A 23,870-nucleotide genomic window follows, 5' to 3' on the forward strand; every position below is an offset into this window, starting at 1 on the left:
CGGATGACCGTCGAGCGACGCCGCACCACCCACCCCGACCTGGGTGTTCCGCCCTGTCCGGCCACCCGGCCAGTCATCCTGGACCTGATCGCACCGCGCGGCGGGCCGGCCGTGACCCGGGCGGCCCGCCGGCTCGCGGACGAGGGGACGACGCCCGGGGCTCGCCGCGATCCCCGCGGACGGCGCGGACGGCGCGGACGGCGCCCCGGCCGCCGACGGCACCCGTCCGCCGATCCCCGTGCGCTCGGACTGTCCGCCGCCCTCGCCGTTCACCGGGCGGTGGTCAGTGGGCAGCAGTGCCGGTGGTGCGGCGACGCGTGGCCCGGCGCGCACACCGCGGCGACATGAAGCCTGATGTAAGTGATGCACAGGAAGAACCAAGGCAAGGAAAGACCATGAGCGATGTGACCGAGACGCTGCCGCCGTGCCCCGAGTGCTCCAGCGCGTACACCTACGAGATGGGCTTGCTCCTGGTCTGCCCCGAGTGCGGCCACGAGTGGTCGCCCGCGGCCGCAGAACCGGTGGGCGGCGCCGAGGGCGGGGTGATCAGGGACGCGGTGGGCAATGTGCTCGCCGACGGCGACACGGTGACGGTGGTCAAGACCCTGAAGGTCAAGGGCAGCCCGTCCGGGATCAAGGCCGGCACCAAGGTGCGCAACATCCGCCTCGTGGACGGGGTTGACGGCCACGACATCGACTGCAAGATCGACGGATTCGGTCCCATGCAGCTCAAGTCCAGCGTGGTCAAGAAGGCCTGACCAAGCGGCCCGTCGGCGTCTCGCGGGCTGAGCGCAGACCCGGGTGCCCCGTCCTCGGCGGAGGACGGGACTCCTCGGCGGAGGACGGGACTCCTCGGCGGAGGACGGGACTCCTCGGTGGAGGACGGGACTCCTCGGTGGAGGACGGGACTCCTCGGTGGAGGACGGCACCACCTGTTTGTCGGCGCCGGGCGCGCACCCGCGGGCCGGGTCCAGGGCGTCGGGCGGGCGAACCTCCCTCGCGAGGCTTGTAGAATTGTTCATCTTGGCAATTCACCAGTTCATCATGTGCGTGTGTGGGCGCAAGGATGTCCTCATGGCGAAGAGTTTTGGGTGGATGCGATGCACGGTGCACGCACGACAGCGGCCCTCCGGCACTCCGGCGGCCTCCACGGGCGCGGGGCGGGCTCGGTGAGCGCGCCGCTGTACCAATTGAAGGCGGAGTTCTTCAAGACCCTCGGCCATCCGGTACGGATCCGCGTGCTGGAACTCCTCAGCCAGCGCGAACACGCGGTCTCCGAAATGCTCCGCGAGGTGGGCGTGGAGGCGGCCCACCTCTCCCAGCAGCTGGCCGTGCTGCGCCGGGCCAACCTCGTCGTCCCTCGCCGGGAGGGCTCGGCCGTCTACTACTCGCTGGCCGATGCGCAGGTGGCGGAGCTGCTGCGGGTCGCGCGCACCATCTTGTCCGGCGTGCTGGCGGGCCAGGCCGAACTGCTGGCCAACCTCGAGGCCGCCGAACCCGACGCCGCACCCCGGCGGCGCAGGCCGTCTTAGACGGCTTCACCCCAAGGGCGACCGCTCTCGATGTCTCTCGCCCTCGGCCGGCCCAGGATCCTTCGCGCCCTGGGTGTAGTCGCTCGGCGAGGCACCTACTCAGCCCGGAGACCTGTCCTGCGAGGCGTTCGATCCGTGCCGCCGCGGGTCCGGAAGCACGCCCGTTCCCCGAAGCTCGGCCCGTCGGCTCTTTCTCGCTCTTCTCTCGTACGATTCCGGCCAATAACTCGAGCCCGTTGTCGTCGGTCCGGCGATATCCGGGGAGTTGGATTCCGGATAGCGCAGGGGCCCGCGCGCTTGCGTCGGGGTCTTCTCCTCCGGTGGGACGCGCGGCATACGAAGCGTCGGCGGCGGGGGTCGCGTTCGCCACCGGGAAGGTGGCGCATGCCGTCGGCGGCGGGCGTGGCGGGCGGGTCCGGCGTTCATGGCGGGGCGTCGTGGCACGTGGTGTGACCGGGGCCGGTCGACGGCGTCCCGTCCCGTTCCCCCAGCAGTTCAGATGCCGTTCCCCGCACGGAGTGGCGAATTCCGGCTTATGTCCGGCGTGGCCGGCGACGATCTACAAGGGGCTCCGCCCGCCGGGAGGGTTCATTCGGCGCCGCGAACGCCAGAGCGAAGCGGGAACACCGGGCGCCGTGCCGCCGCCGCCCGAGTTCGCCACCCCGGCGCGGTGATCGCGGACAGCGGGCGCGCCAAGGGCCGCTCGTCCCGATGCTGCCGAGCGGGGCCCTGGCGCGCCCCGCGCCGCTCGCGTGAAATCGAACCAGCTCTCGTTCGGGCGTCCTTGTCCTCCCCATCGGCTCCTGGTTAAGCTCCCGAGCGTTTCAATTCCTGCACCTTTTCTACACACTTTTGTCAACTATGGCGCTATTTCGTATGCGATCTCGCATGCGGCTTCGAGTGTGACGGCAGAACGGGGAGGGCTGCGCATGGAATCTTCTGTTCCCGAAACAGGGGCCTCGCGCGTCCAGGCCGTTTCGACTCCGCCGGTCCTGATCAAGGACACCGAGCCCACCAGGGACACCGAGCCCGTCACCCGCGACGTCCGGCTCTTCTGGTGCGCGAACGCCGCCGACTCCCTGGGCAGCCAGGCGTCCGGGGTCGTCCTGCCGCTGCTGCTCCTCGGACTCGGTTACTCGCCGGCGGTGGTGGGGCTGGTCGCGGGGGTGTCCACGGCGGCCGGCCTGATACTCGGCCCGCTCGTCGCCGTACCCGCCGACCGTGGCGCGCGTAAGCGGGTGATGTTCTGGTCGGCGGTGGTCTCGGCGCTCGCGATGGGCTCCGTGGCCCTGGCCCTGGCCGTCGCCGAAGGACGGCCTTCGCTGGTCCATCTGCTCGCCGCCGTACTCGTGGAACGTACCGCCACCGCCTGCTACGAGGCGGCGGCCCGCGGCACGGTGGCCCTGATCTCCAGGCCCGGGAACCTTCCGCGCGTGGTGGCCGGGCTGGAGGCGGGTGACCGGGGCGCCCTGGTCGCGGGACCCGCTCTGGGCGGCATGCTGTACCAGGTCTCGCGCGCGCTGCCCTTCGTGCTGGACGCCGTCTCGTACGCCGTCACGGCCGTGTGTGTCCGAGCCATGCGCTCGAACCTGCGGGCCGACCGGACCGACAGCGCGGACGCGGTGGACAGGACGCACCGGAGCACGGACCCGGTGGACAGGACGCACCGGGCCGAGGGCGCGCCGGAGTCGGCCGGCAGCGCGGCCCAGGACGGTTCCGTGCCGCGGCCCGTGGCACGACCCGCGCCTCGCTCCGTCGGCCGCACCTGGTCCGCTCTGGCCGCCGAGGCGAGCGCCGGAGTCCGGCTCGTCCGGACGACGCCCCTGCTGCGGCTGGTACTCGTGTGGACCACCACCGTCAACGGCGTACTGGCCGCGCTGTACTACGACGCCGTCTTCACCTTGCAGGAGAGCGGCCACGGCGGCACGCCCATGGGCCTGGTCCTGGCGCTGTCCGGCGCCGCCGGACTCGCCGGTTCGCTCGCCGCGCCCCGGCTGGTGCGCGGACTGAACCCCGTGCGGGCGGTCGTGACGGTGTCCTGGCTCATGATCCCGCTCGCCGCCGCGCTCGCGACGGCCCGGGGACCGTGGGCGTACGGGGCGCTGTTCGGCGGGTTCTGCCTGATCATGCCGCTGGCCACCGTGATCCTGCAGGCCAGGGCCATCCAGGGGACGCCGCCCGAACTCCAGGCCCGTGCCGGCTCCGTGCTCGCCACCGCGGCCGGTGGAGCCGCCGCTGTGGCGCCCGCGCTCGCCGGATTCGTGACGGCTCACGCGGGGGCCGCCGTACCCGCGCTCGCCTCCGCCGGCGTGCTGGTCCTGCTGGCTCTGCACACGACCCTCGGCGCGGGACGCGGACTGGCGCCGGGCGTACCGCCGAAGGGCGCCCCGGCGGGAGACGTACCGGCGAGGGGGCGAGGCGTATGACCGGATCCCGCTACCAGGTCTACCTCGCCGCCCTGCCCGAGGTCTGCGCCGCCGATCCGGCGCTGATGGCGTTCACCGCGGACGCGAAAGGCCGGTGCGAGGTGTTCGCCTGGGACGCCGCAACCGGGCGCGCCCGCCAGGTCACCGACCGGCCGCGGGGCACTCTGCACGGAACGATCGACCGGGACGCGAACGTGTGGTGGTTCGACGAGGACGCGCACGGCGAGGGGCACTGGCGGTTCCAGCCCTTCCGCGGCGGCCCCGACCTCCCCGGGCTGACCGGCGTGCCCCCGGGCACCGCGCGCGGCCTGGCCGTGAGCGACGGCGGGATCGTCGCCATGGGTCTGGGGGACGGCCGGACGACCACCGTCCACCTGGGCCGGCGCGGCGCTTGTGCACGCGAGGTGATGCGCGTCGACCAGCACGCCACGCTGTCCGGGATCACCGCCGCGGCCGGTCTGCTCGCGATCAGCGGACCCGCCGGTTCCGCTCACGCCGTGACCGTCCTGGGCGCGGACGGCACACCGCGCGCCGTGCTCTCCGGCTCCGGGGAACACGGCAGACTCTGGTCGCTCGGCTTCGCGCCCACCGCCGACCGCGACGAACTGCTGCTGGTGCGCGAGGACGACGACCGCTATCTGCTGGCCAGTTGGCTGCCGGAAACGGGGATCCGGACGTACGCGTGGTGCGCGTTCGACAGTGAGATCACCGCCCGCTGGTACCCGGACCAGGACGAGGGGCGGACCGTCCTGATCCGCGAGGACCGCCACGGCCGCAGCACCCTGCACCGGGCCCGCCTGGACTCCGGCACCCTCACGCGCGTGCCGACACCGCCCGGCAGTGTGCTGGACGCCGCGCCGCGGGCCGGTGGCGATGTGCACTACCTGTGGACGGACACGGCCCATCCGCCGCGTATGTACTCCACGGCCGGTACCGCGCTGCCTGCCCTCGGCACCGTGCCGGGGCGCGTACCGGGCGACCACCGCGACCTGTGGACGCCGACCCCGGACGGCCCCGTGCACTCATGGCTCAGCCTTCCCGAGGGCCACGGCCTGCCGCAGGGTCCCGAACTCCCGCAGGACCAAGCCTGCGAGGGCCGGGCGACCAGGGGGCCGGGCGCGCCGCCGCCCGTCGTCTTCCTCGTACACGGCGGTCCCGCCGACCACGACCGCGACGCCTACGACGGTGTCGTGCACTCGCTGGTGGCCTCGGGCTTCGCCGTCGCACGCGTCAACTACCGCGGCTCCACCGGCTACGGACCCCGCTGGCGCCGGGCCTTCGGCGCGGGCGTGGGGCTCACACAGGTCGAGGACCTGGTGGCGGTGCGCGCCGATCTGATCGGGCGCGGGCTGGTACGGCCGGACGCCGTCGGACTGTGGGGCACATCGTGGGGCGGCTACCTCGCGCTGCTGGCCCTCGGCACCCGTCCCGGGCTGTGGCAGGCGGGCGTCGCCGTCAAGCCCGTCGCCGACGGCGTCGCCGCCTACCGCACCACCACGTCCGCGTTGCGCGCCCTGGACGAGCGCCTGTACGGAGGCACACCCGACGAGGTGCCCGAGGCGTACGCCCGCAGCTCGCCGATCCAGTACGCCTCGCGCGTACGGGCACCGCTGCTGGTCGTGGCCGCCACCCGGGACGCCAAATGCCCGCCCGGCCAGGTCCGCGGCTACCTCGCCGCGCTGCGCGCCGCCGGAGCCCGCCACGAGTCGATGTGGCTGGACAGCGGGCACGACGGCTACGAGGGCGGCGACCACGTCGCCGTACTGCGCCGCGCCGTGGTCTTCCTCGACCGCGAGCTGCGCGGCACGCACCGCACCCCCAAGACGCCCCCCGCCGACCGGAGGGGGGATTCCGGCCGCGTCCGTACCGCGGCGGCGGCCGGGACGGACAACGCCGAACACACCGAGAGGAGAACCACCCATGCAGAAGGACATCATCCACAACGACCCGCTCGAGGGTGACGAGGAGAACCGGAAGCCGAGCGTCGGCGTCACCATCACCATCCCGTTCCGCAACGCGGAAGACGCGGAAGAGGACTGATCCTCGCCGGCCGGCCCGGCGGCCACCGATGCCGGGCCGGCCGGTCGGCCCGTCACCACGGGGCGTCCGCCGCAACGGGGTTGTCCATCTCGACGGGGCCGGGGGCGTCCCGCCACGACCGCGGTCGGTCGCCGGGAAAGCCCCGCCTCCCGCCTTCCTTTCCGCCGTCTTCCGCGTTCCCCGTCTTCCGCGTTCCCCGTCTTCCGGCCGTCCCACGAGGAGCTGACATGCGCGTACTGCTGGTCAACATGCCCTGGTCACCCATCGACCTGCCGTCGCTGGCCCTGGGAATCCTCAAGCGGAGTGTGGACGAGCACGTGCCGGACGGCAGTGCCGAAGTCCTGCACGCCAACCTCGAATTCACCGACTGGATCACCGAGCGCATGGAGTTCACCGCCGAGGACTACGAGTACTACGCGCTGTCCTCCTACTTCATGGGCTGCGGCGACTGGGTCTTCTCCTCCGCGCTCTACGACGACCCCGGCTGGCGGGACGCCGAGTTCTCCGCCGCGATGAAGGGCAAGCTCGGCGCGTCCCGGATGCGGATGACCCGCGAACTGCATCGGCTGGTACCGGAGTTCGTGGCGGACATCGCCCGGCGGATCGTCGACGAGGCACCCGACGTCGTGGGCTTCACCTCCACCTTCCAGCAGAACACCGCCGCGCTCGCGGCCGCCCGTCAGGTCAAGCAGCTCGCGCCGCACATCGTGACCGTCATCGGCGGCGCCAACTGCGACGGCGAGCAGGGCGCGACGCTCCACCGCAACTTCCCGTTCGTGGACTACGTGATCCGCGGCGAGGGCGAAGCCGCGTTTCCACAGCTCCTGTCCGCGCTCGGTGCAGAACACCCGGACCTCTCCACCGTGGCCGGGCTGTGCCACCGCGGTCCGGACGGTGTGAGCAGCGCCAACGCGATGGCCACCAGCCCGCTGCCACCCGCCACCATCCTGCCGCCCGACTACAGCGGCTACTTCGAACGCCTCGGCGCCTCCGTGGCCCGCAACTGGGTCGAGCCCAAGCTCGTCGTCGAGGGCGCCAGAGGCTGCTGGTGGGGCGAGAAGCACCACTGCACGTTCTGCGGACTCAACGGTTCCTTCATGCAGTTCCGCAGCAAGAGCCCGGACACCTTCTACGACGAGATCATGGATCTCGCCCGCCGCCACCGTGTGCTGGACATGTACGTGGTCGACAACATCCTCGACATGGGCTACCTCTCCACCGTCCTGCCCCGGATCATCGAGAGCGGCTACGACCTGCGGCTGCACATCGAGATCAAGGCCAATATGCGCCGCGCCCACCTCCGTACGCTCTCCGAGGCGGGCCTGATCTACGTGCAGCCGGGCATCGAGAGCCTGAACAGCCGCGTACTGGACCTGATGGACAAGGGCGTCAGCGGCTGCCAGAACGTACGCATGCTCCGCGACGGCGCCGAGACCGGCCTGTCGGTGTCCTGGAACTATCTGCACGGCTTCCCGGGAGAGACAGCGGAGGACTACGACCCGGTCATCGCGCAGATACCGGCGCTGGAACATCTCAACCCGCCGGTCGACCTCTCGGCCCGTATCGCGATCGAACGGTTCAGCCCCTACTTCAACCGGCCCGAGCTGGGCTTCTCCGGCTTGCGCCCGGAGGCGCACTACCGCTTCACCTACGACCTCCCCGAGGAGGAGCTCTACGGCCTCGCCTATGTCTTCGAGGCTCCGGAGCGGGGCATCGGCAAACCCACCGTCACCGCGCTCAACGCCGCGCTCGGCGCCTGGCGCAAGCACCACGCCGACGCGCGTCTCACGCAGGCCGACCTGGGGGACCGCATCGTCCTGGTCAGCAGGCGCCGGGCGTTCGAGTGGCGGGCGATGGAACTGACCGACCCGTACGAGATCGCCGCGTTCCGGCTGCTGGACCAGCCGCACACGCCGTCGGCCCTCACCCGCAAGGCAGCGGGCCAGGTGCCGGGCGGAGCGCTCCAGGAGGACGAGGTGCAGGAACTGCTCGATCTCTGGGTGGGGCTCGGCCTGGTCTTCACCGACAACGGACAGTACGTGCATGTCGCGCCCTCGGCGGTGAACGAGGACCTGCTGCGGCTCGACTTCATGCGGCACCGGCACGCGGTGCCCGTACCGGCCGCGACGCCGGCCGAACCGCACATGAGCGGAGTCTGACCGCTCTCTTCTCTTCCCTTCCCTACCGCTTTCCTCAGCCCTCGCCCGAGCGCTGTCCGACCCTCGTGCGAGGTTCGTCCGACCGTTCAGGCGCACCTGGAGGCCAGTCCGATGAGTCCCAGCTCCACCCTCACCCCGTACGCCGCCGTCTGGCGTGACTACGACCCCGTCGCCTGCGCGCTGCCGGGGATGTTCCTCGGCGACATCGCGCTGACCGGTCCCGTCGCCGAGGAGTGCGACCGGCTGTGGGAACTGGGCGCGCGCCGCGTCCGGCTGTCCGACGTCGTGGATCTCGCGGACACGGGAACGCCGGACGCGGCGGCCCGTGCCGTACGGAACCTCAGCCTGGTCAGGGACCTGACAGCCCGCGCGGTGCTCGTCGAGTGGGACCTGCGGCCGGATCCGGACGGCGGCGCGGCGGCGGCCGAGGACGTCAGCCGCCTCCTGAGCCACCTCCAGCCACCGCAGCGGATCGAGGGGGTGGACCCGGCAAGGGCGCAAGACGCGCTGCGGACCTGGCGCAACGGCCATTACCTGGGCAAGTGCCTCTGGCGGCAGGGGCCGGGCTTCGTCCAGATCCGCGACCGCCGCTGGGGAGATCTGCGCCGCTTCACGGTGGACGAGCCGCACTACCAGGAAGCGATCGAACGCCTGGCGTACGGGGCTCCCGCGTCGGCGGTGCCGGCGGACGCGCTCTCCGACCTCCGCGAGGAGCGACTCGTGTTCGCGGTCGGCGGCGTGCAGTGGTGGCTGCCGTACCGCGTCAACCGCTGGATACAGGAGGCGATGACGATCTGAGATGACGACGGAGCACCGGGGACACGGCGCGGCCTGGCCGGTGCTCCGTCCGTTCACTCGGTGTCGAGCTGTGACCGGGCCTCCTTGAGCAGGGCGGATCCGTAGCGTCGGGCCTCCGGTGTGAGGGGAGCATACGAAGGGAGGAGCGCGAGCGGGACGCTGTCGCGGAGGACCGTGCGAGTGACGGTGTGCAGCGCGTCCAGTTGTTCGCTGCGTGGCCGCCAGGGCGGCACCGGCCGGCCGGCCGCGGGCCGCAGTCCGGCGCCAAGGTCCCCCAGGGCGCGCAGCAGCGGGGCGTCGACCGGCTCCTGACGAGTGTCGAAGGTGATCCTGGCCGCCGACGGCAACTGCCCGACCGCGGCGAGGAGCGCGCGGGCGACCGGTGCGGCCTGGCTCTCCCGGCGCTGCCCGATCACCACTCCTCCCGCGACCGCCTGGCCGTACTGGACCACGTTGGTCAACTGCTTCCGCGTCAGGTTCCGCTGCAACTCCAAGGTGCGGAGCCTGCGCCAGTCGCCGGGCATGCGGTGGCGCTCCGGGCGCGCCAACCATCCGGTGACGAGTGCTTCGACGTGCAGCGAACTCACCGCGCGCTCCCCGAGTCGGCACAGGAGGTACGCCAGCCATCCGTCGCGCAGTCGCACGGTGCGCCAATCGATGAGGCTGCCCAAGCGGCACACCGCGAGCACGGGAGCGAGGTCCACGACCGCGTCACGCTGAAGGACGAAGTTCCTGCCCTCCTGCGAGCAGAGCCAGCCGTGGACGGCCCGGCGGGCAGCGGCCTCGGCCCGCGCGACCGTGTCCGCGTCCGGCGACCGGCCGGTTTCCCCAGCCGTTCGCCCGTCCTGTTGCGTGACCCTGTCGGCTTCCCCGCGAGTGTCGCGCGGAACGTCGGGCATCGTCTCCATCGTTCCCAGAGCGTGCAGCACCCGGTAGGCGGCCGTGGGGTCGGGCTGTCCGGGTCCGGCGCCGCTCAAGCCGTCCTCCCAGGCGGACCGGTACGCGGCGAATCGTTCCGGGATCAGGCCGGGCACCTCAGCCGCCGGGGTGAGGAAGTCCCTGATGTGCAGACTCCCGAGCGCGTCACACATCCACTCGGGCAGGTCCGTGACCGTCAGTCGGCTGCCCTGCTCGACGAGCTTGAGCTTCGTGCGGTCGCGGCCGCGCTCGATCCGGGACACCTCGGCCATGAAGGTCTCGTCCAGGACCGGCATGCTGTCCGGTTCGGCCGGTGAGTAGTCGGCGAGCATGCCCAGGGGTTCGACCGAGACCAGGCAGCGGTCGTCGGCGCGTGGCAGCCCGGAGTGCTCCGCGTCTCGTGGAGCGACGGGGAGGTGCACTGTGCGGACGTGCCGCAGATGCCCCAGGGTGAGTCTGTCGTACTCGCGGGCGATCATCGGATGCCCGGTCAGCGTGACCGTTCCCCGGCCGGTGCGCAGCGCGTCCAGTCGTCGTACGCCGCCGAGGTGCCGCAGCAGGACCTCACCGGGGATGCGCTGGGTCCAGGCCGCCTCCTCGGCCGGCAGCCAGCACAGCTGCCGGGTCTGCTCCTCGCGGCAGATCAGTCCCAGACAGCGGTCCTGCGAGTCGCTCACCGCGACCAGCGGGCGGATGGCGGTCTCGCGCCGGTCCTGGGCTTCCGGCTCCGCCTCGGGTCCGCTGGAGAGCGTCGCGGTGCGGGGGTTCCAGTGGAATCGCAGCACAGAGCCATGGGTGACGAGGGCCGCGGCGGCGGAAGGCGCCGCGGCAGGGTGTTCGGGCAGGCCCGGCAGGATCGTGCGGACGTGGACCCTGATCAGGGCCGAACCGGTGCGGACCACCAGATATCCCTTGCCGAGGTCGGCTACGGGCTCGATCAGCACGGAGCCGTCCGGCCATGCGGCGCGTGGCTGTGACCGGCGGGAGACGGTGACGACCGGATCGGGCGCGGCTTCGACGTGTTCCACCGTCATGGGGACGCTGCCGAGATTCGCGAGCAGCCTGCTGCCCCCCGCGGCTGCCAGGTCCTGGCGCAGCCACGTGCAGCGGGGCCAGGCGCCCTCCGCCGCCTCCTCGCTCAGCCGCACCCGGGCGTGAGGCAGTCCGAGGATACGCAGTGCCCCGGATGTGCCGGCGGCGGCGAACACGACGTCCCCGGGGCGCAGCGGGTCGTCGTCCAGCGGAGTCAGCGAGTTGGTGTCGTCCAGCCAGACCGCGCTGCGGACCGGGTGTGCGTCCAGGACGTCACGGGCGGCGGGATAGCGGAAGCCCGCTCTTCCCTCGCCGAGATGGAGGGCGCCTGCGACCTCGTCGGCGTGTTCGACGGGCAGCAGCATCCGTCGGGCGGTGGGCGAGGCAAGAGCTCCACGAGGACCGGGGTGCCATCGGGTCAGTACGAGATGACCGCACTCGTTGACCCCTCCCTCCACTCGTCCCTGGACGAGGTCCCCTGGACTGAAGAGGGTGCAGTCGAGGTCGGCGAGCGAGCTTCCGTCGGTGAACTGGATCAGTTCGGCGGAGACTTCGGCGATTCTGCCTGGCGCGAGTTCGAGCCAGACGCTGCGCCGTCCGGCGCCGGCGACGACCCAGTGTCCGTTCGTCCGGGCGGCGCTGTCCGTCTGGACGTCCTCGAGGAGTTCGGTGGCGGGGAAGCCGAAGCGGCGCAGTTCGCTCCTTCGGTGGCGCAGGGTCCAGCCGGCCGCGGTGCGTGAGAAGAAGACCGGTTCGTCGACGGAGTGTGCGGGCTGTGCGAGCCGTTGACGGCGGAACTTCCTCCTGGCCCGCACCCAGGTCCTGGTCCAGGTGTCGTGGTAGCGCCAGCCCCGCTCGTGGCACGCGAGCGCGATCTCTTCGGCGGTGGCGTCCATGAAGGAAAGCTGAGCCCACGGCACGACCGAGTCGGGAACGGCCGGCTGTGTTCCGGCGGCGCCCTGCCACAGCACCCGCGCGCCCTGGACGGCCTGTCCGGCGCGGCACGAGACGGTGCCGCCCTGCCCCTGGCCCATGGGCACCAGCCTCGCATCGGCGCGGCCGCCGTTCTGGGATGCCCGGACCACGCCGACGATCTTCGGGTGGTCGGTGCTCAGCACCAGCTCTCCCATGTCCTGGTCGGCGCCGGCGCTCACCGCAGGCAGGCCGGCGACGGTGAAGCCGCCACCCCGGCGCCTCTCCACCCCCTTCAGGTCCTGCTCGGTCTTGAAGTCGTCCTTGGGGAAGACGACGGCGGGGCGCGGCCGGTCGTCGAGGTAGGTCGTTTCGGCGGCGATGGCCTGTCGGGCCGCCACCTCGTGTGGTCCCTCGGGGCGCAGGCGCACCACGGACCCGGGAGCGAGCCGCGTACGAGTCCGCAGACCGGCCACGGGGAACAGCACCCCGGGGCGCACCTCGACGTGGGTGCCGGAATCGGTCACCACGGCGAAGCAGTCCCCTCCCCGGTCCTCAAGATGACTGCGCAGGGTCGCCAGGGCGCGCTCCGGAGCCTGCCGGGTGATGCCGAACCAGTGGTTGTCGGTGTCGGGTTTGCGGGCCAGGAGCCGCACCAGCAGTTTGGCCCGGTCGTACTGGTCCTCGGCGGCGAGCCGCAGCGCGCTCTCGCGATAGGAGAAGTTGCGCCGGCTCACGGTGACCACCAGGGCGTCGCCGTCGGGGGCGGGAACCTCCGGGAGGGTGAACGGCAGCAGGCGGTCGTTGTCGGTCTGGACGACCATGCCCGCGACGAGGTAGAGGTGGTCACCGGTGCGCAGTCCGGGGGTCGTGCCGTCATCCGGCGCAGGCTGCGGGGGGACGAAGGCGAAGCAGAGGCGCTGGTGTGCGTCACCGCCGTCCGCCCGGCGCCGGACTCTGCCGAGGATTCTCCGGCTGCGGGTGTCGGGGCCGAACATGTCCAGTAGTGCCCGCTCGCTCTTCTCGTCGAGGGTCGCACTGATCGAGACGGTCTCCACCCGGACTCCCTCCCCTCGGCGGGACGGTCCCCGGAGCGAGGTATGGGCGCGAAGGACCGAGACACGGCGTGCGGCGTGGTCGATGTCGATGTCGAGCACGTGGACGACCTGATGATCGCGGTGCGTTCCCTCGGCGTAGACGTGGCGTTCGTCGCCCTTGACCACGTCGCCGGGGGCGATGTCGACGACGACCCGGGCGGACGCGACCGGGCCGTCGTCGGCGTGGAAGGACATCGCCCTGACGCGGTCGCCGTGGAAGAGGGTGATGCCGGACGGGTCGACGGGTTTGCCGCCGACGGTCAGCGCGTCGGCCGGAAGGTCGAGGAACCAGCCGTATCCGAACTCGAAGCGATGCACGAGCCCTTGGTCGCCGACCTCCTGGGCGCCGACATAGAAGGGGCGGCGTTTGCGGCCCTGCTGGTCCTTCACCTCGTGGCGACGCCCGTCCACGCGGGCGTGCGGCATCACCTCCTTGATGAACTCCGCCAGGGAGACCGGCGGTACGCGCAGGAACGAGGCCCTGGCTCCCCGACCGTGGGGTACGGGCACGGCTCGGACACGGTCGGGATGGTGGTCGGAGGGCGGACGGCCGGCGACCAGCGTGCGCGGCTCGTCGAGCAGCGCGAGCCAGGGCCGGTACTGCCCGTCGTCGTCGGGGGCCATGGGGGAGATGTGCGACACCACGCGGTGCTGCGAGGTGAGCTGACCGGTCACGACGGGAGCGGGGCCCTCCATGAACCGCCGCCACTCGGCCGCCGGGTCGAGGACGCGTCGAGGGGCCGGCCGCCGGACAGGAGGCCGCGAACGCGAGGTCGGCGAGAGCAGGAACCGTCGGTGGATGTCCACGAAGCCGCCGTCGACCGGCGATGAGACGACGCCGTCGTAGGGCTCCAGCCAGGTGCGTTCCACGTGCACGGCCCGGAAGTCGTCGGTGAGGTCCGCTCCTGCGGCCGTCCCCACGTAGTGGGTACCGGCGTGTTGGACGACGGCCCGGACGCCGTCATCACTCGGACGGGCGTACTTGTCCACTCTGGCCTGGGCCTTTCCGGTGACTCCGGATCCCCTGGGCGGTCCCGCGGCCAGCCGGGCGAGGTGGGGGTGCTGGTAGAGCTCCCGGCCGCCCCGCTCGTCCTCGTACGCCCCGACCGGCTGCCACTCGTCGGTGCGGGGGCGACTGTCCGTCAGGTCCCACAGCGCACGGAGTTTCAGCCGTCTCGAAAGCACCGTGAAGACCCATCCCCCCGCGGTGCGCCGTCCGGTCACATGGTCACCGACCGAGGGCCGTTCGTTGTCGAGACAGTGGACGGGGACGGCGGCCAGGACGACCCGCGTCTCCAGATGAAGCCAGACCCGTACGCCGACGATCTGGCCGGAGGCCCGGATGCGGGCGACGACCATGCCGGCCAGGTCGTCCCGGTCGAGATCCGCCGCGTCGCCCGGATCCGCGCAGCCCTCGGTGAGTTGGCCCGTGGTGAGCGGTACAGGCTGCTGCCGGGGCCGGCGCAGCGGCTTGGGCCAGGGGTCGTCGAGAACGACGGCCCGCCGCGGCGCCATCGTGGTGCACCGCGGAAACAGTCCGCTCAGGGTCAGCGAATCGGTCGCCGCGAAGCCGACCAGCCCGCAGGAGAGCCGGGCGAAATTCTCCGGGGCCGAGTCGTCCGTGCTCGTCCACACGATGTCCACTTCGGCGCCGCGGGAGAGACGAGCCAGTTCCGCGTACCGGCCGACATCCGGTGCTCCGGTGACGCCCTGCTCCTGGAAGGGTTCCACCCGTACCTGGCCCTTGCGGGCCTGGGGTTCCTTCCAGCCCTCGATGGCGCACAGCAGCGGTGAGTCGTGGTGCTGGCGGCCGGCCGGTGGTATCGCGGTCACCCACCGGGGGAAGCCGTCGATCCCGGGGACCTCGATCCGCCACTCGGAGCCGCCGTTCGCGGTCTCCCGCAGATGAGCCACCCGGTAGGGGTCGGGGCCTGCCTCCGGTTCGTCGTCCGGGTACCCCTCCACGGTGTCGGCGCCGCTCTGGAACAGGGCGAGCCACCTGAGGTTGCGGTGGTCGAACGGCTCCGTACCGCGCGGTGACGCGGCAAGGCGCAACTGGCTCTCACCGGGCCTGAACTCGGCGTGCACGATCAGCCCGGCCGGCTCCCGCAGGCACGCCTCTTCGAGGCGTTCCCAGTCCGCCGGCTCCCATGCGGAGGCGCCGAGCACGTAGCACCGGCCGGGTGTGGTGACGAAGCGGTATGCCGGTCCGAATCCCGAGCGGTCGGTGGCTGCGCCGCAGAGCACCAGCCGCACTCGGCCGTGCTCGGGCGCGTCCGCGCCGACGGGGCCCGCCGCGGCAGTCACTTCGACGGCGAGTTCGGGCAGGCCGGCGTCCTGCGGCAGCCAGTGCCGGGACTCGGAGTCCCACACCGCCAGGGTCGTGTGCGCGACGCATCCTCCGCCCTCGGGCGCGTGCGGGCGCAGCAGGTCGGGATCCCAGCGGAGCCGGGCGGCGATGTCCCGGTTCGCCTCGCCGCGCGGGTAGACGTAGTGGTCCATGTCCCGGACGTCCAGACTCAGCCAGGGGTACGTCTCGATCGGCCGGAGCCTGGCGGAACGCACCTCCCCGTCGGTCGGCTCGGGAGCGGCGAGCGGTGCCACGCCGGTGGCTTTGAGGTCGCCCGGAAGGATGTGGACGGCGAGGGCCTGTCCCGTGCGCCAGGCACGGTCGCGGGCGGAGAGGTCGAGGCGTACGGTCACCGGCTTGGGCAGGCCGCAGTTGATCCACAGCAGCCGATGCGTGGAGGTCTCGCGCGTGGCGCAGACAGTGCCGAGGACGAACGCCCCCTGGGACGGCAGACCGGTGTCGCTGCCCGTGGCGTAGAGGTCGTGCACCTGGACCCTGCGGCCTTCGAAGACGGCCACATCGAGGCGGGTGCCCTGCTTGTACAGCACGGCTTGACCGGTGCGCCGGTCGACCATGGCGGCCGTCACCAGCCGGGGGTCCGCGCTGAGGCCGTCCAGGTCCTCCCGCGTCCTGGGCAGGCGGGCCGGCAGATGGCTGCGGCGCCACAGCCCGGTCATCATGTCGGCCAGGGGCTTGCCCACCGCCTGCACCTGCTGGTCGGCCGTGTCGCGCAGGAATTGGGCCAGGGCCTTCTCGGTGCCGCGGGCGGTCACCCGGCTCCCGTAGGCTCCGAAGGGGTTCGTCTGGTCCGCGGCGAGCGGTCCGTGGCCCCACTTGTCGTACAGGGCGCGGATGGTCAGCAGGCGGAGGTGGTTGGCGCTCTCCGGGGGGAGCTGCGCGGCCGAGCCGAGTTCGTCGAAGAGCCGCTCGTAGAAGAACTGCGCTCCGCCGCTGACGTCGATGATGACCTTCACGACCCGTTCGAGAACCTGGAGCAGACGTTCCTGGGAGCGGGCTCCGGCGACCGGGGAGCCGAACATCTCCAGCATCCGGCCGCGAACGGGGCGCGGGAGATGGGTGGCGCTGTTGAGGGATTCGACCAGGTCGCTCCAGGCGGTGGCCCACTCCTCGTGGTGGCCGGTGTCGCCGAGGTCGGGCCGCTGGAGCAGGGCGGCGAGCCGCAGGGTGTGCAGGGTGATGGGGGTGACCCCGTACTTGTCGGTCACGACGGCGAGTGCGCGCAGTCCCCGGTCCATGCGTTCCCATTCCCGCACCGAGAAGGTCTGGCGTTCCTCGTCGGTGGGGCCGCTGAGCACGAGCGCCCGGGGAATGAGGGCGGACTGGACGCCGTAGCGCGGGGGGATCGCGAACTGCGGGCCGTTCTCCGCCCAGTCCCAGCGCAGCAGCCCGGTTCGCTCCTCGCGGTAGATCTCACGGCTGAGGAGCGAGGCGTCGATGGCAGTGCGCGTATAGGGGTCGTCCTGCTGCTGCAGGGCCAGCGAGAGCAGGGTCCGGGCGGGCGGGTGCTCACCCCGGAACCAGCGTCCGCCGGCTTCCGTCCGCTGCGGGCCCGTTCCGCCCGAGGAGGTCTCCAGGACCCACAGCAGACACGCGTTGAGGGCCTGTCCGCGGTTGACGAGATGGTGGCGAAGCGCGGCCGCGGCCGCGGCGTCCTGATCGGTTTGCGAGGCGGGGTACAGGCTCGAGACGACGCGGACGATCTCGCCGGGCGGCACCATGGGGCGCACTCCCTTGCCGATCCGGTCGACCTGGCTCCTGCCGTGCAGCAGAAGCGGGGCGAGATACCCGGTGAGTTCGCCGAAACGCCGGGCGTCGCCCTGGGCGAGGTCGAGCAGGAGTTTGCGGTGGCTCATCGCGTCGCGCACGTGAAGGACGAGCAGCAGCAGGTGATCGGGCGGGCTGTCGTCGGTGGCGACGGCCGTCAGCAGCCTGGAGGCGAGCAGGCCGGCAGCGAGCAGCCGCACGAGTTGTTCGGGTTCGCTTCCGCTCAGCCGGAGCCGGGCGTTCTCCTCCCCGGTCTGCCGTCTGACCTCCTCCTCGTCGGGAGGGGGCGCGTTCTCGGACGAGGAGCCGGGGCCGGACAGTGAGCCCTGGCGTGGCAGACGCGGCCGGAGGGCGGGAAGCATCCAGGGCGACCAGACCGCCGCGGCGTCGCCCGGAGCGGTGTCGTCGACGGGGCCGTCGGAGAGCAGCAGGGCGGGAGGCTTCTGGTGCGGTGCGCGCAGGCCGTGCAGCCTGCCCACGTGGGTCAGGGCCAGGACGTAGTCGTGATGGGGCACCGAGATCCGGCAGGGCTTCGGTTTCTGCTTCTGCTGCTTGGGGGGAGCGTCCGGGGCCCGCCACCACCGCGCGAGCCGCAGGGCTGTTCTGCGGGGGGCCAGTTCGGCGGAGAGCGACCACAGGGCCGCCTGCCAGAGCACCGAGGGCATGGCCGAGTGCCGGTGCCCTGCGACCCCGCCGAGGCGGGTGTAGGCGGCTTGCCGTTGGGCGTCGGCGGCGGGAGTGTCCCGAGGTGTCCCGGACCGCGCCAGCCGGGCCAGTAACCGGGTGCCGGCCAAAGCCTCGGTCTCCAGGGCGAGGAGGAGCGCGTCGGGCACTTCGGGCTCGTCGTCGGTGTCGGGAGCGGCAGCGGCAGCGGCAGCGGCAGCGGCGAGGAAGGTGTCCGCTGTGTCGGGGGCGAACATGACGCGGGCAGCGGTTCTGAGGAGGTCGGGTTCCAGGTCCATGGCGCCGTTCGACGCCCTGTCGAGGTCTTCCCACACGGCGTCGGCCTCGCCCGGCGAGAGGGCCGCTTTCAGTTCGGCTGCCTGGAGCAGGGCCTGCCGCCCGTGGTCGCCGGCCAGCGCGCCGTCCACCAGGGACGCGTGGTCGTCGACGGGTTCCCTTACCGCGTGCGGGTCGAGCCGCACCAGGAATCGGGCGGCGGTGAGCGCCACCGTCGGCAGCGGCTGCTGCAGCAGATCGTGATACGGCTGTGCCCCGGGGGTGGGCCTTCCGGCGCCGCGGGCGGCCTGGCGCAGCACCTCGCCCAGCAGTTCGACCGCATGGGCCGGTTCGCCGCCGCCAACGGTCCGTAGCAGTTCCGCGACGGGAGACATCAGGCGGCTCGGCAGGACGGAGGCGATATCGCGGTAGAGATCGCTGGCGCGGTCCGTGACCTCTGTGCTGACACCGGTGAAACGCCGGTGGGCGGCGAGGACATGGGGCAGCGCGTGCAGGGCGGTCGCCGTCTCCGTCTGCCGCAGATGGTCGAGGGCCGCGCACACGAGTTCCTCGGCGTCCGCGGCGTGGACGGGTTCACCCAGGGCCTCGATCACGTCGAGATGGGCGGCTGCGTCCTGCGCCGAGAATCCGAGGGAGGCGCAGAAGTACCAGTTCTCGAGCATGCGTGTCCCTTCGCGTTCTGACGGACCCTCGCCCTCGTGCCGGACGGGGTCCGGGGCCGAGGGCGATCCTCGGATCATGTCCGGGCGCGTTCCCGTCGTGTCCGGAAGTGATCCTCGATCAGAATATTGAGTGAACTGCCGCCCATCGGTGTGTTCGCCCGAATCAGCCGTGCAATACGGTGGATCCGCCGGGCTGCGGCAGCAGCGGCCGCAGCGCGCCCCGGTGTTCCAGGAGATTCCGCTGATGTCTGTGGTCGTACGGGCCGTCATCCGGTTCCAGTCCGGCCAGACGGCGCATGGCCGGCTTCATGCCGCACAGCCACCTGGCGTCCGCCTCGGTCGGCCGGCGTCGCGCCAACAGCGCCCAGCTGCCCGGGCAGCCGCCCCCGGGGTCCAGTTCGCGGATGTCCCGGCGCACCAGTCCCGCCCGGTCCAGGGCGATCGCCACGTCGGCGTCCCACAGTTCGGCCTCGGTGATGTGCGCCGCGCCGTCCGCGGACCGCACCCGGGCCACCTCCAGGGCCCGCCGCACGGCGGGCGACGGCCCCTCGCGCTCCCAGGCGGCGAAGACTGCGTCATGGTCCGCTCCGGTGCGAAGGAGACCTAACACAAAGGCGTCGACGACGCCGGACTCCAGCCTGAGCCCCCGGAAGGAGCCGGGAACCGGCAGCCCCTGCCCCGCGGACCCGGCACTGAGCCAGCGCCCGAGGTCGGCGTCGTCGGCGGCGGCCAGACACAGTGACGCGTACCGGGCGGGGCCAACCCGCCGCGCGGCGTGCGCGGCCGACAGCTTCCGGTACCCGGCCGGCCACGACAGCGCCAGCTTGCGCAGCCGGTCCGTCTCCTGCGACACGTCGCCCCAGCGATCGGTCAGGTTGAGGTCGTCCACGACCGCCTCGGCGTCCAGCGGCGCGGCGGCAGCAGCCACCAGCGAGGAGGCGGCGTCGGTGACGGTCCGCCACAGTTCGGCCGCGGGCTCTGAGGACGCGGTCCCGCTCCGCACGGGAAGGATCGGGGCGGTCGGTTCCTCGATGCCACCTGGAGTGCGCGCCCGCAGCAGGTACTCGCCGATCCCCAGGTCGCGCGCGACCTCTTGAGCGGCTTCCCGGACGGTGTCGGTCCGCTCGCCGGCTCCGTGGATCTGCACCACGACCATCCGCAGATCCCATTCGGCGTTGGCGAGTTGCCTCAGATCGTCGATGAATCCGTGGTCCGGCGCCGCCCGCGCCCGCTTGCGCACGACCAGGCCGACCCCTCGGTCGGGCGGTGGAGGCGTGTTCCGGCTCCGGTGACGGCGGATGTACGGCGGGGTGAGGACGGCGGTCAGTCCGGCGGTCGCACGGTCCGGATGCTCGTCGTGGTCGTACACGTACCAGTGCCGCGGCTCGAACGGGTCCAGACCCGCGTCGAGTCTCGTCTGGTGCAGCGTCCTCTCGAAGTCGTTCAGGGGTTGTGCGAGGTCGCCGCCGGAAGGATCGGCCAGCACGTCCCACAACAGGGACGACGCCCGGGGGAACGGTTCCGCGGGGTCCGGCGGCGGGGGTGCGGTCAGGCACCACCGCGTCTCCAGCGACACCCTGAAGCGTTCGTCGGGCGCCGCCGTTGCCTGCGAATCCGCGCCTGTGGCGATCCGGTGAGCGGCGGTGGAGAGTCCGGACGGACGCGGCCGACGGCGCAGACCGACGGAGAAGTCGCCGTCCCGGCGGCAGGTGTACAGGACCGGAACGGCTCTGGTCGCGACGAATGCTCCAGCCGACCGGCGGAGCGCGACGTCGATGTCGTGTCCTTGCGCGAGGCCCGCGAAGAAGGCGCCGGCGAACCGTGCCGCCTGCGCGTGGTTCACCATGCCGTGAACGGCCACCACGTGGTCCACGCCGTCCCGCGCCAGGCGTTCGGCCAGGGACAGCGGCGCTGATGCCGAGCCGGTCGCTGCCGCCCCGCTCGCGCTCTCGCAGGCCAGCAGCACGGCCAGGGGCACCTCGTGGTCCACCAGCCACCGGGAGAGGCTCTCGCCGTCGAGCAAGACGCCCCGGGCCGATCCCGGTCGTTCCGCGACCACGAGACCGCCCTCCCTGTGATGCCCGCCGAAGTAGAACGCCCCGGCCCCGATGAGCCGTTGACGGATCGTGTCCGCCGTGGCGGGTGACTGCGCCCTGGCGACCGTCAGGTGCGAGCCGTCCAACGCCGTCTCCACCAGTCGGCTGTCGGCGGCCGCCAGGTCCTGGTCTCCCGGGCGGGGAAACTCATGCGTTCCCGTGGGCGTCCGGACGTGCCCGTACACGCCGGTGGCGTCCGCGATCACGACCGGCCCGAGCGGGCGGTCCGCCCGCCTGTCCGTCACCGAGGGGGTCTCGACCTCCCGTACGAGGGTGAACCGGGCGTCGGTGCCCAGTTCTCCGTACGGTGCGGGAGCCGAGCTCGGGTCCCGCACCCAGGCGTCCCAGACACCCGGACCCGCGTCGGCTCCCGGCACCCGGACGCTCTCCCAGCGCAACTCGGGCAGAGACAACGGCTGTTCGTCGACCGGTAGGGGCAGCCGGAGCCGGATGCGCAGCGTCCCGCCTCGGCGGTCGAGTGCTTCCACCTCGGTGCGGAAACGACGCCGGACGCCCGGTGGGAACAGCACCTTCGTCAGGAGCGCGCGCAGATAGTCGTTGTCGTCGGACTCCCACAAGCCGGGCAGGGCGCGGCCCACAGACGCGGCAGCGTCCGGCGGCAGCGCCCGGCGGTCGCTCCCCTCGACCCGGGCGGTGACCCTGCGTGGGGTATCCCCCCAGTCCAGGCGGATGGCCAGATCACGCGTCGAATCCGTCACGTCCTCGCCTCCCCGGCCACCAGGCGTCCGCACAGTCGAGTGCTCGAATGAGCTCATTGGCCCGTGCGTCGTGCACAACCATGCCAGTATCCCTGCATACCCACCCGTCCCCGCCGTCCGGCGAACGGCCGCCCCCTGGGGAGCGTCGTACCTCATGAGCGTCGTCACGTATGCGCAGGAACCCAGGCACCCCGCCGAGGCGAGGCTTCGCGCGTTCAGGGAATCGCCCCACTGGGGCAGCGCGGAGTTGGAGCAGGACGCCCGCCAGGCCCTCGAAAACCTGCTGCAAGAGCGGGAGTTGACAGCCGAGGAATTCGAGCGGGCGCTGGACGAGATTCTGGTCGATCACGAAGGGGCCGCCGGGCTCTGGGACGCCTTCCTGCGGCGCTACGAGCAGGAGCAGCGAGGCGTCGCCCAGCCGGCTGTCCCTGCGGGACCGGACGACAGCCGGCCGGCCCACCGACCGGACGTCCACGAGCCGGAGGACCGCGAACCGCAGGATCAGGAGCCGGAAGGGATGGAGAGGGACCTCGCCGAGCAGGACGACTTCGAGTGGGACGCTTCGCCGACGAGCCCCCCGGACCTCGGCACCGTCACCGGATCCCCGAGCCCCCGGACCGACACCGAGAGCACGGCCGACCGGTTTCTGAACCTGGCCCTCACCTGGCCCCTTTCCCGTCGCGTGGTTCCCGCGGACTTCGCCCTCGGCGCGGGCCGGCCCTACGAACTCCTGGTGGACATCGGCGCGTTGTCCACGGCCAGTCTGCTCGCCGAGCGGTCCCCCGCCTTTCCGGCCGATCTGCTGCGCCCCTCCCCCGACGGCCACTGGCTGACCGTCTCCGTACGCAGCGACGACTTCGACGTACCCCCCGATCACCACAACCTGTTCCTGCCTGCCAAGGGCAACAGCTGGGTCTGCCACTGCTCCCCGGACGAACCGCACTCCTGCACGCCGCAGCAACGCGGAGACCATCTGCACGTGCCTCTCGTCGCCCCCCGGGAACCGGGGCCGGCCAGGATGCGCCTGCTGGTCGCGCATCGTGGGAACCAACTGCAGTCGGCGTCGGTCACGTTCCGGGTGTCACCACAGGAGGGCCCGGGCGGCGCCACCTCGGCGCTGGTCGACTACACCCTCGCCCCAGGCTTCGTGGGGTTCTGCGACCTCCCGGCTCGGACAGCACACATCCGTGTCGCGCGGGCGCTCGACGGCTCGATCGCGGTCGACGTCGACGGCGCGGCCAAGCCGGTGAGCGCCTTCTGGCTGACCGAGTCCCAGGTGGCGGGAGCTCTGGGCCGCGTGCGCAGGGCGCTCATGGCGGTCCACGCCGAGGAGAGGACACCGGGCGTACGCAGCAACCTGCTGGACCCGGACAACGGCAAGCCGTGGGACGGCTTCCGCGCCGATCTGGAACGCCTCGCCGCCCTGGGCTGGGACCTGCTGCTGTTGCTGGCCCCCCGTCGTCCGCAGCGGGAAGCGCTGCGCAGCGTGCTGGGCGCGTCGGCGAGCATCCAGGTCTGCCGCCAGGAGCAGCAGGACCTGGTCTTCCCCTGGGCCTTGATCTATGACATCCCGGTCGACCCCGACGTCGCGTGGACGGTGTGCGAGAGCGGTCTGGACGGCGACCTTCCCGACAGCACCCGTGTTTGCCCCGGGGAAGCCTCCCATCAGCTCAACACGCTCTGCCCGTACGGCTTCTGGGGCTACCGGCATCTGATCGAGCAGCCCCCGTCGCGCCCGCCCGGTCAGCGCCTGACGCTGCTCGCGGGAGGGGGCGCCGGGGCGCCGGACGTGACGATCGCCCGCAGTCTGGCGCTCAACCCCACCGAGTCCAGCCGCCACATGGAAAGACTCCGCACGCAGTTCGACGGCCGGCTCGTCGACTGTCAGGGCCGCGAGACCCTGTTCGCCGCACTGTCCGACACCTCGGACTGCGTCTACTTCTACTGCCACGGCCGCAACTCCCGGGCCGACCTGGAGGCACCGAGCACCACGGTGCTGGAGATCGGAGAGAACGAGCGGATCACCCCGCAGGCGTTGGCCGCGCGCGCGACCACATGGACGGACTGGAGCGAGAAGGCTCCCCTCGTGTTCCTCAACGGGTGTCACACCGTGGACACCGAGCCGGCCACCTGGCTCAGTTTCGTCGACGCCTTCACCGGTCTCAGCGCGTCCGGTGTCGTCGGTACCGAGATCTCCGTGCATCAGGCGCTGGCGGGCGAGGTGGCCGAGCTCTTCTGGCAGGCAGTGCTGGCCGGGCATTCCGTCGGCTCGGCCCTGCACACGGCGCGCACCGTGCTGCTGCGCAAGGGCAACCTGCTGGGTCTCGCCTACACCGCGTACTGCTCGAACGCGCTCAGACTCCGCCCGGCCCCCGCCTGAGCGA

The 23,870-nt window shown here is 72.0% G+C and carries 10 protein-coding genes; 8 read left to right on the top strand and 2 right to left on the bottom strand.

Annotated features, from left to right (window positions below; genetic code table 11):
• Positions 1-3: 3 nt before the first annotated feature.
• The 7 genes from QQM72_RS04190 to QQM72_RS04220 all read left to right on the top strand — a co-directional run bounded on the left by QQM72_RS04190 (position 4) and on the right by QQM72_RS04220 (position 8,955).
• The gene (locus QQM72_RS04190; RefSeq protein ID WP_314219398.1) at positions 4-348 is read left to right on the top strand and encodes a hypothetical protein; all 345 of its coding nucleotides are present in this window, start codon (positions 4-6) and stop codon (positions 346-348) included.
• A 56-nt stretch (positions 349-404) separates the two neighbouring features.
• Entirely contained in the window at positions 405-758 is a 354-nt protein-coding gene (locus QQM72_RS04195; protein ID WP_314219648.1) for a zinc ribbon domain-containing protein YjdM, read from the top strand.
• A gap of 411 nt (positions 759-1,169) precedes the next feature.
• Positions 1,170-1,532 carry an ArsR/SmtB family transcription factor gene (locus QQM72_RS04200; RefSeq protein WP_314219399.1) on the top strand — a complete coding sequence of 121 codons (363 nt, stop codon included), beginning with the start codon at positions 1,170-1,172 and terminating at the stop codon, positions 1,530-1,532.
• A 929-nt stretch (positions 1,533-2,461) separates the two neighbouring features.
• Positions 2,462-3,958 (top strand): MFS transporter, encoded by a 1,497-nt coding sequence (locus tag QQM72_RS04205; RefSeq protein WP_314219400.1) that lies wholly within the window; start codon positions 2,462-2,464, stop codon positions 3,956-3,958.
• A complete protein-coding gene (locus tag QQM72_RS04210; protein WP_314219401.1) occupies positions 3,955-5,919 on the top strand; it encodes an alpha/beta hydrolase family protein in 1,965 nt (654 codons plus the stop codon). Before QQM72_RS04205 ends, QQM72_RS04210 begins: the two co-directional genes overlap by 4 nt.
• A gap of 306 nt (positions 5,920-6,225) precedes the next feature.
• Complete coding sequence (locus tag QQM72_RS04215) at positions 6,226-8,157, top strand: RiPP maturation radical SAM C-methyltransferase (RefSeq protein ID WP_314219402.1); 1,932 nt, start codon at positions 6,226-6,228, stop codon at positions 8,155-8,157.
• A 111-nt stretch (positions 8,158-8,268) separates the two neighbouring features.
• Positions 8,269-8,955 (top strand): DUF5825 family protein, encoded by a 687-nt coding sequence (locus QQM72_RS04220; RefSeq protein WP_314219403.1) that lies wholly within the window; start codon positions 8,269-8,271, stop codon positions 8,953-8,955.
• A gap of 53 nt (positions 8,956-9,008) precedes the next feature.
• On the opposite strand, the gene QQM72_RS04225 is transcribed toward QQM72_RS04220, so the two are convergent.
• Both QQM72_RS04225 and QQM72_RS04230 read right to left on the bottom strand, forming a co-directional pair.
• On the bottom strand, positions 9,009-18,671 hold the full coding sequence (locus QQM72_RS04225; protein WP_314219404.1) for a hypothetical protein: 9,663 nt from the start codon (positions 18,669-18,671) through the stop codon (positions 9,009-9,011).
• A gap of 163 nt (positions 18,672-18,834) precedes the next feature.
• Positions 18,835-21,486: a CHAT domain-containing protein gene (locus tag QQM72_RS04230; protein WP_314219405.1), complete on the bottom strand. Its 2,652-nt coding sequence runs from the start codon at positions 21,484-21,486 to the stop codon at positions 18,835-18,837.
• A 154-nt stretch (positions 21,487-21,640) separates the two neighbouring features.
• Here QQM72_RS04230 and QQM72_RS04235 point away from each other — a divergent pair, with 154 nt between their 5' ends.
• A complete protein-coding gene (locus tag QQM72_RS04235; protein WP_314219406.1) occupies positions 21,641-23,866 on the top strand; it encodes a CHAT domain-containing protein in 2,226 nt (741 codons plus the stop codon).
• The last annotated feature ends 4 nt before the right edge of the window (positions 23,867-23,870 follow it).

This window comes from Streptomyces zaehneri (assembly GCF_032248645.1).
GTDB lineage: Bacteria > Actinomycetota > Actinomycetes > Streptomycetales > Streptomycetaceae > Streptomyces > Streptomyces coriariae.

What these genes read in the sequence shown, in the direction of transcription:
- QQM72_RS04225 (WP_314219404.1), bottom strand. Translation starts at nt 18,671, where the DNA reads ATGCTCGAGAACTGGTACTTCTGCGCCTCCCTCGGATTCTCGGCGCAG.
- QQM72_RS04210 (WP_314219401.1), top strand. Translation starts at nt 3,955, where the DNA reads ATGACCGGATCCCGCTACCAGGTCTACCTCGCCGCCCTGCCCGAGGTC.
- QQM72_RS04220 (WP_314219403.1), top strand. Translation starts at nt 8,269, where the DNA reads ATGAGTCCCAGCTCCACCCTCACCCCGTACGCCGCCGTCTGGCGTGAC.
- QQM72_RS04190 (WP_314219398.1), top strand. Translation starts at nt 4, where the DNA reads ATGACCGTCGAGCGACGCCGCACCACCCACCCCGACCTGGGTGTTCCG.
- QQM72_RS04235 (WP_314219406.1), top strand. Translation starts at nt 21,641, where the DNA reads ATGAGCGTCGTCACGTATGCGCAGGAACCCAGGCACCCCGCCGAGGCG.
- QQM72_RS04205 (WP_314219400.1), top strand. Translation starts at nt 2,462, where the DNA reads ATGGAATCTTCTGTTCCCGAAACAGGGGCCTCGCGCGTCCAGGCCGTT.
- QQM72_RS04215 (WP_314219402.1), top strand. Translation starts at nt 6,226, where the DNA reads ATGCGCGTACTGCTGGTCAACATGCCCTGGTCACCCATCGACCTGCCG.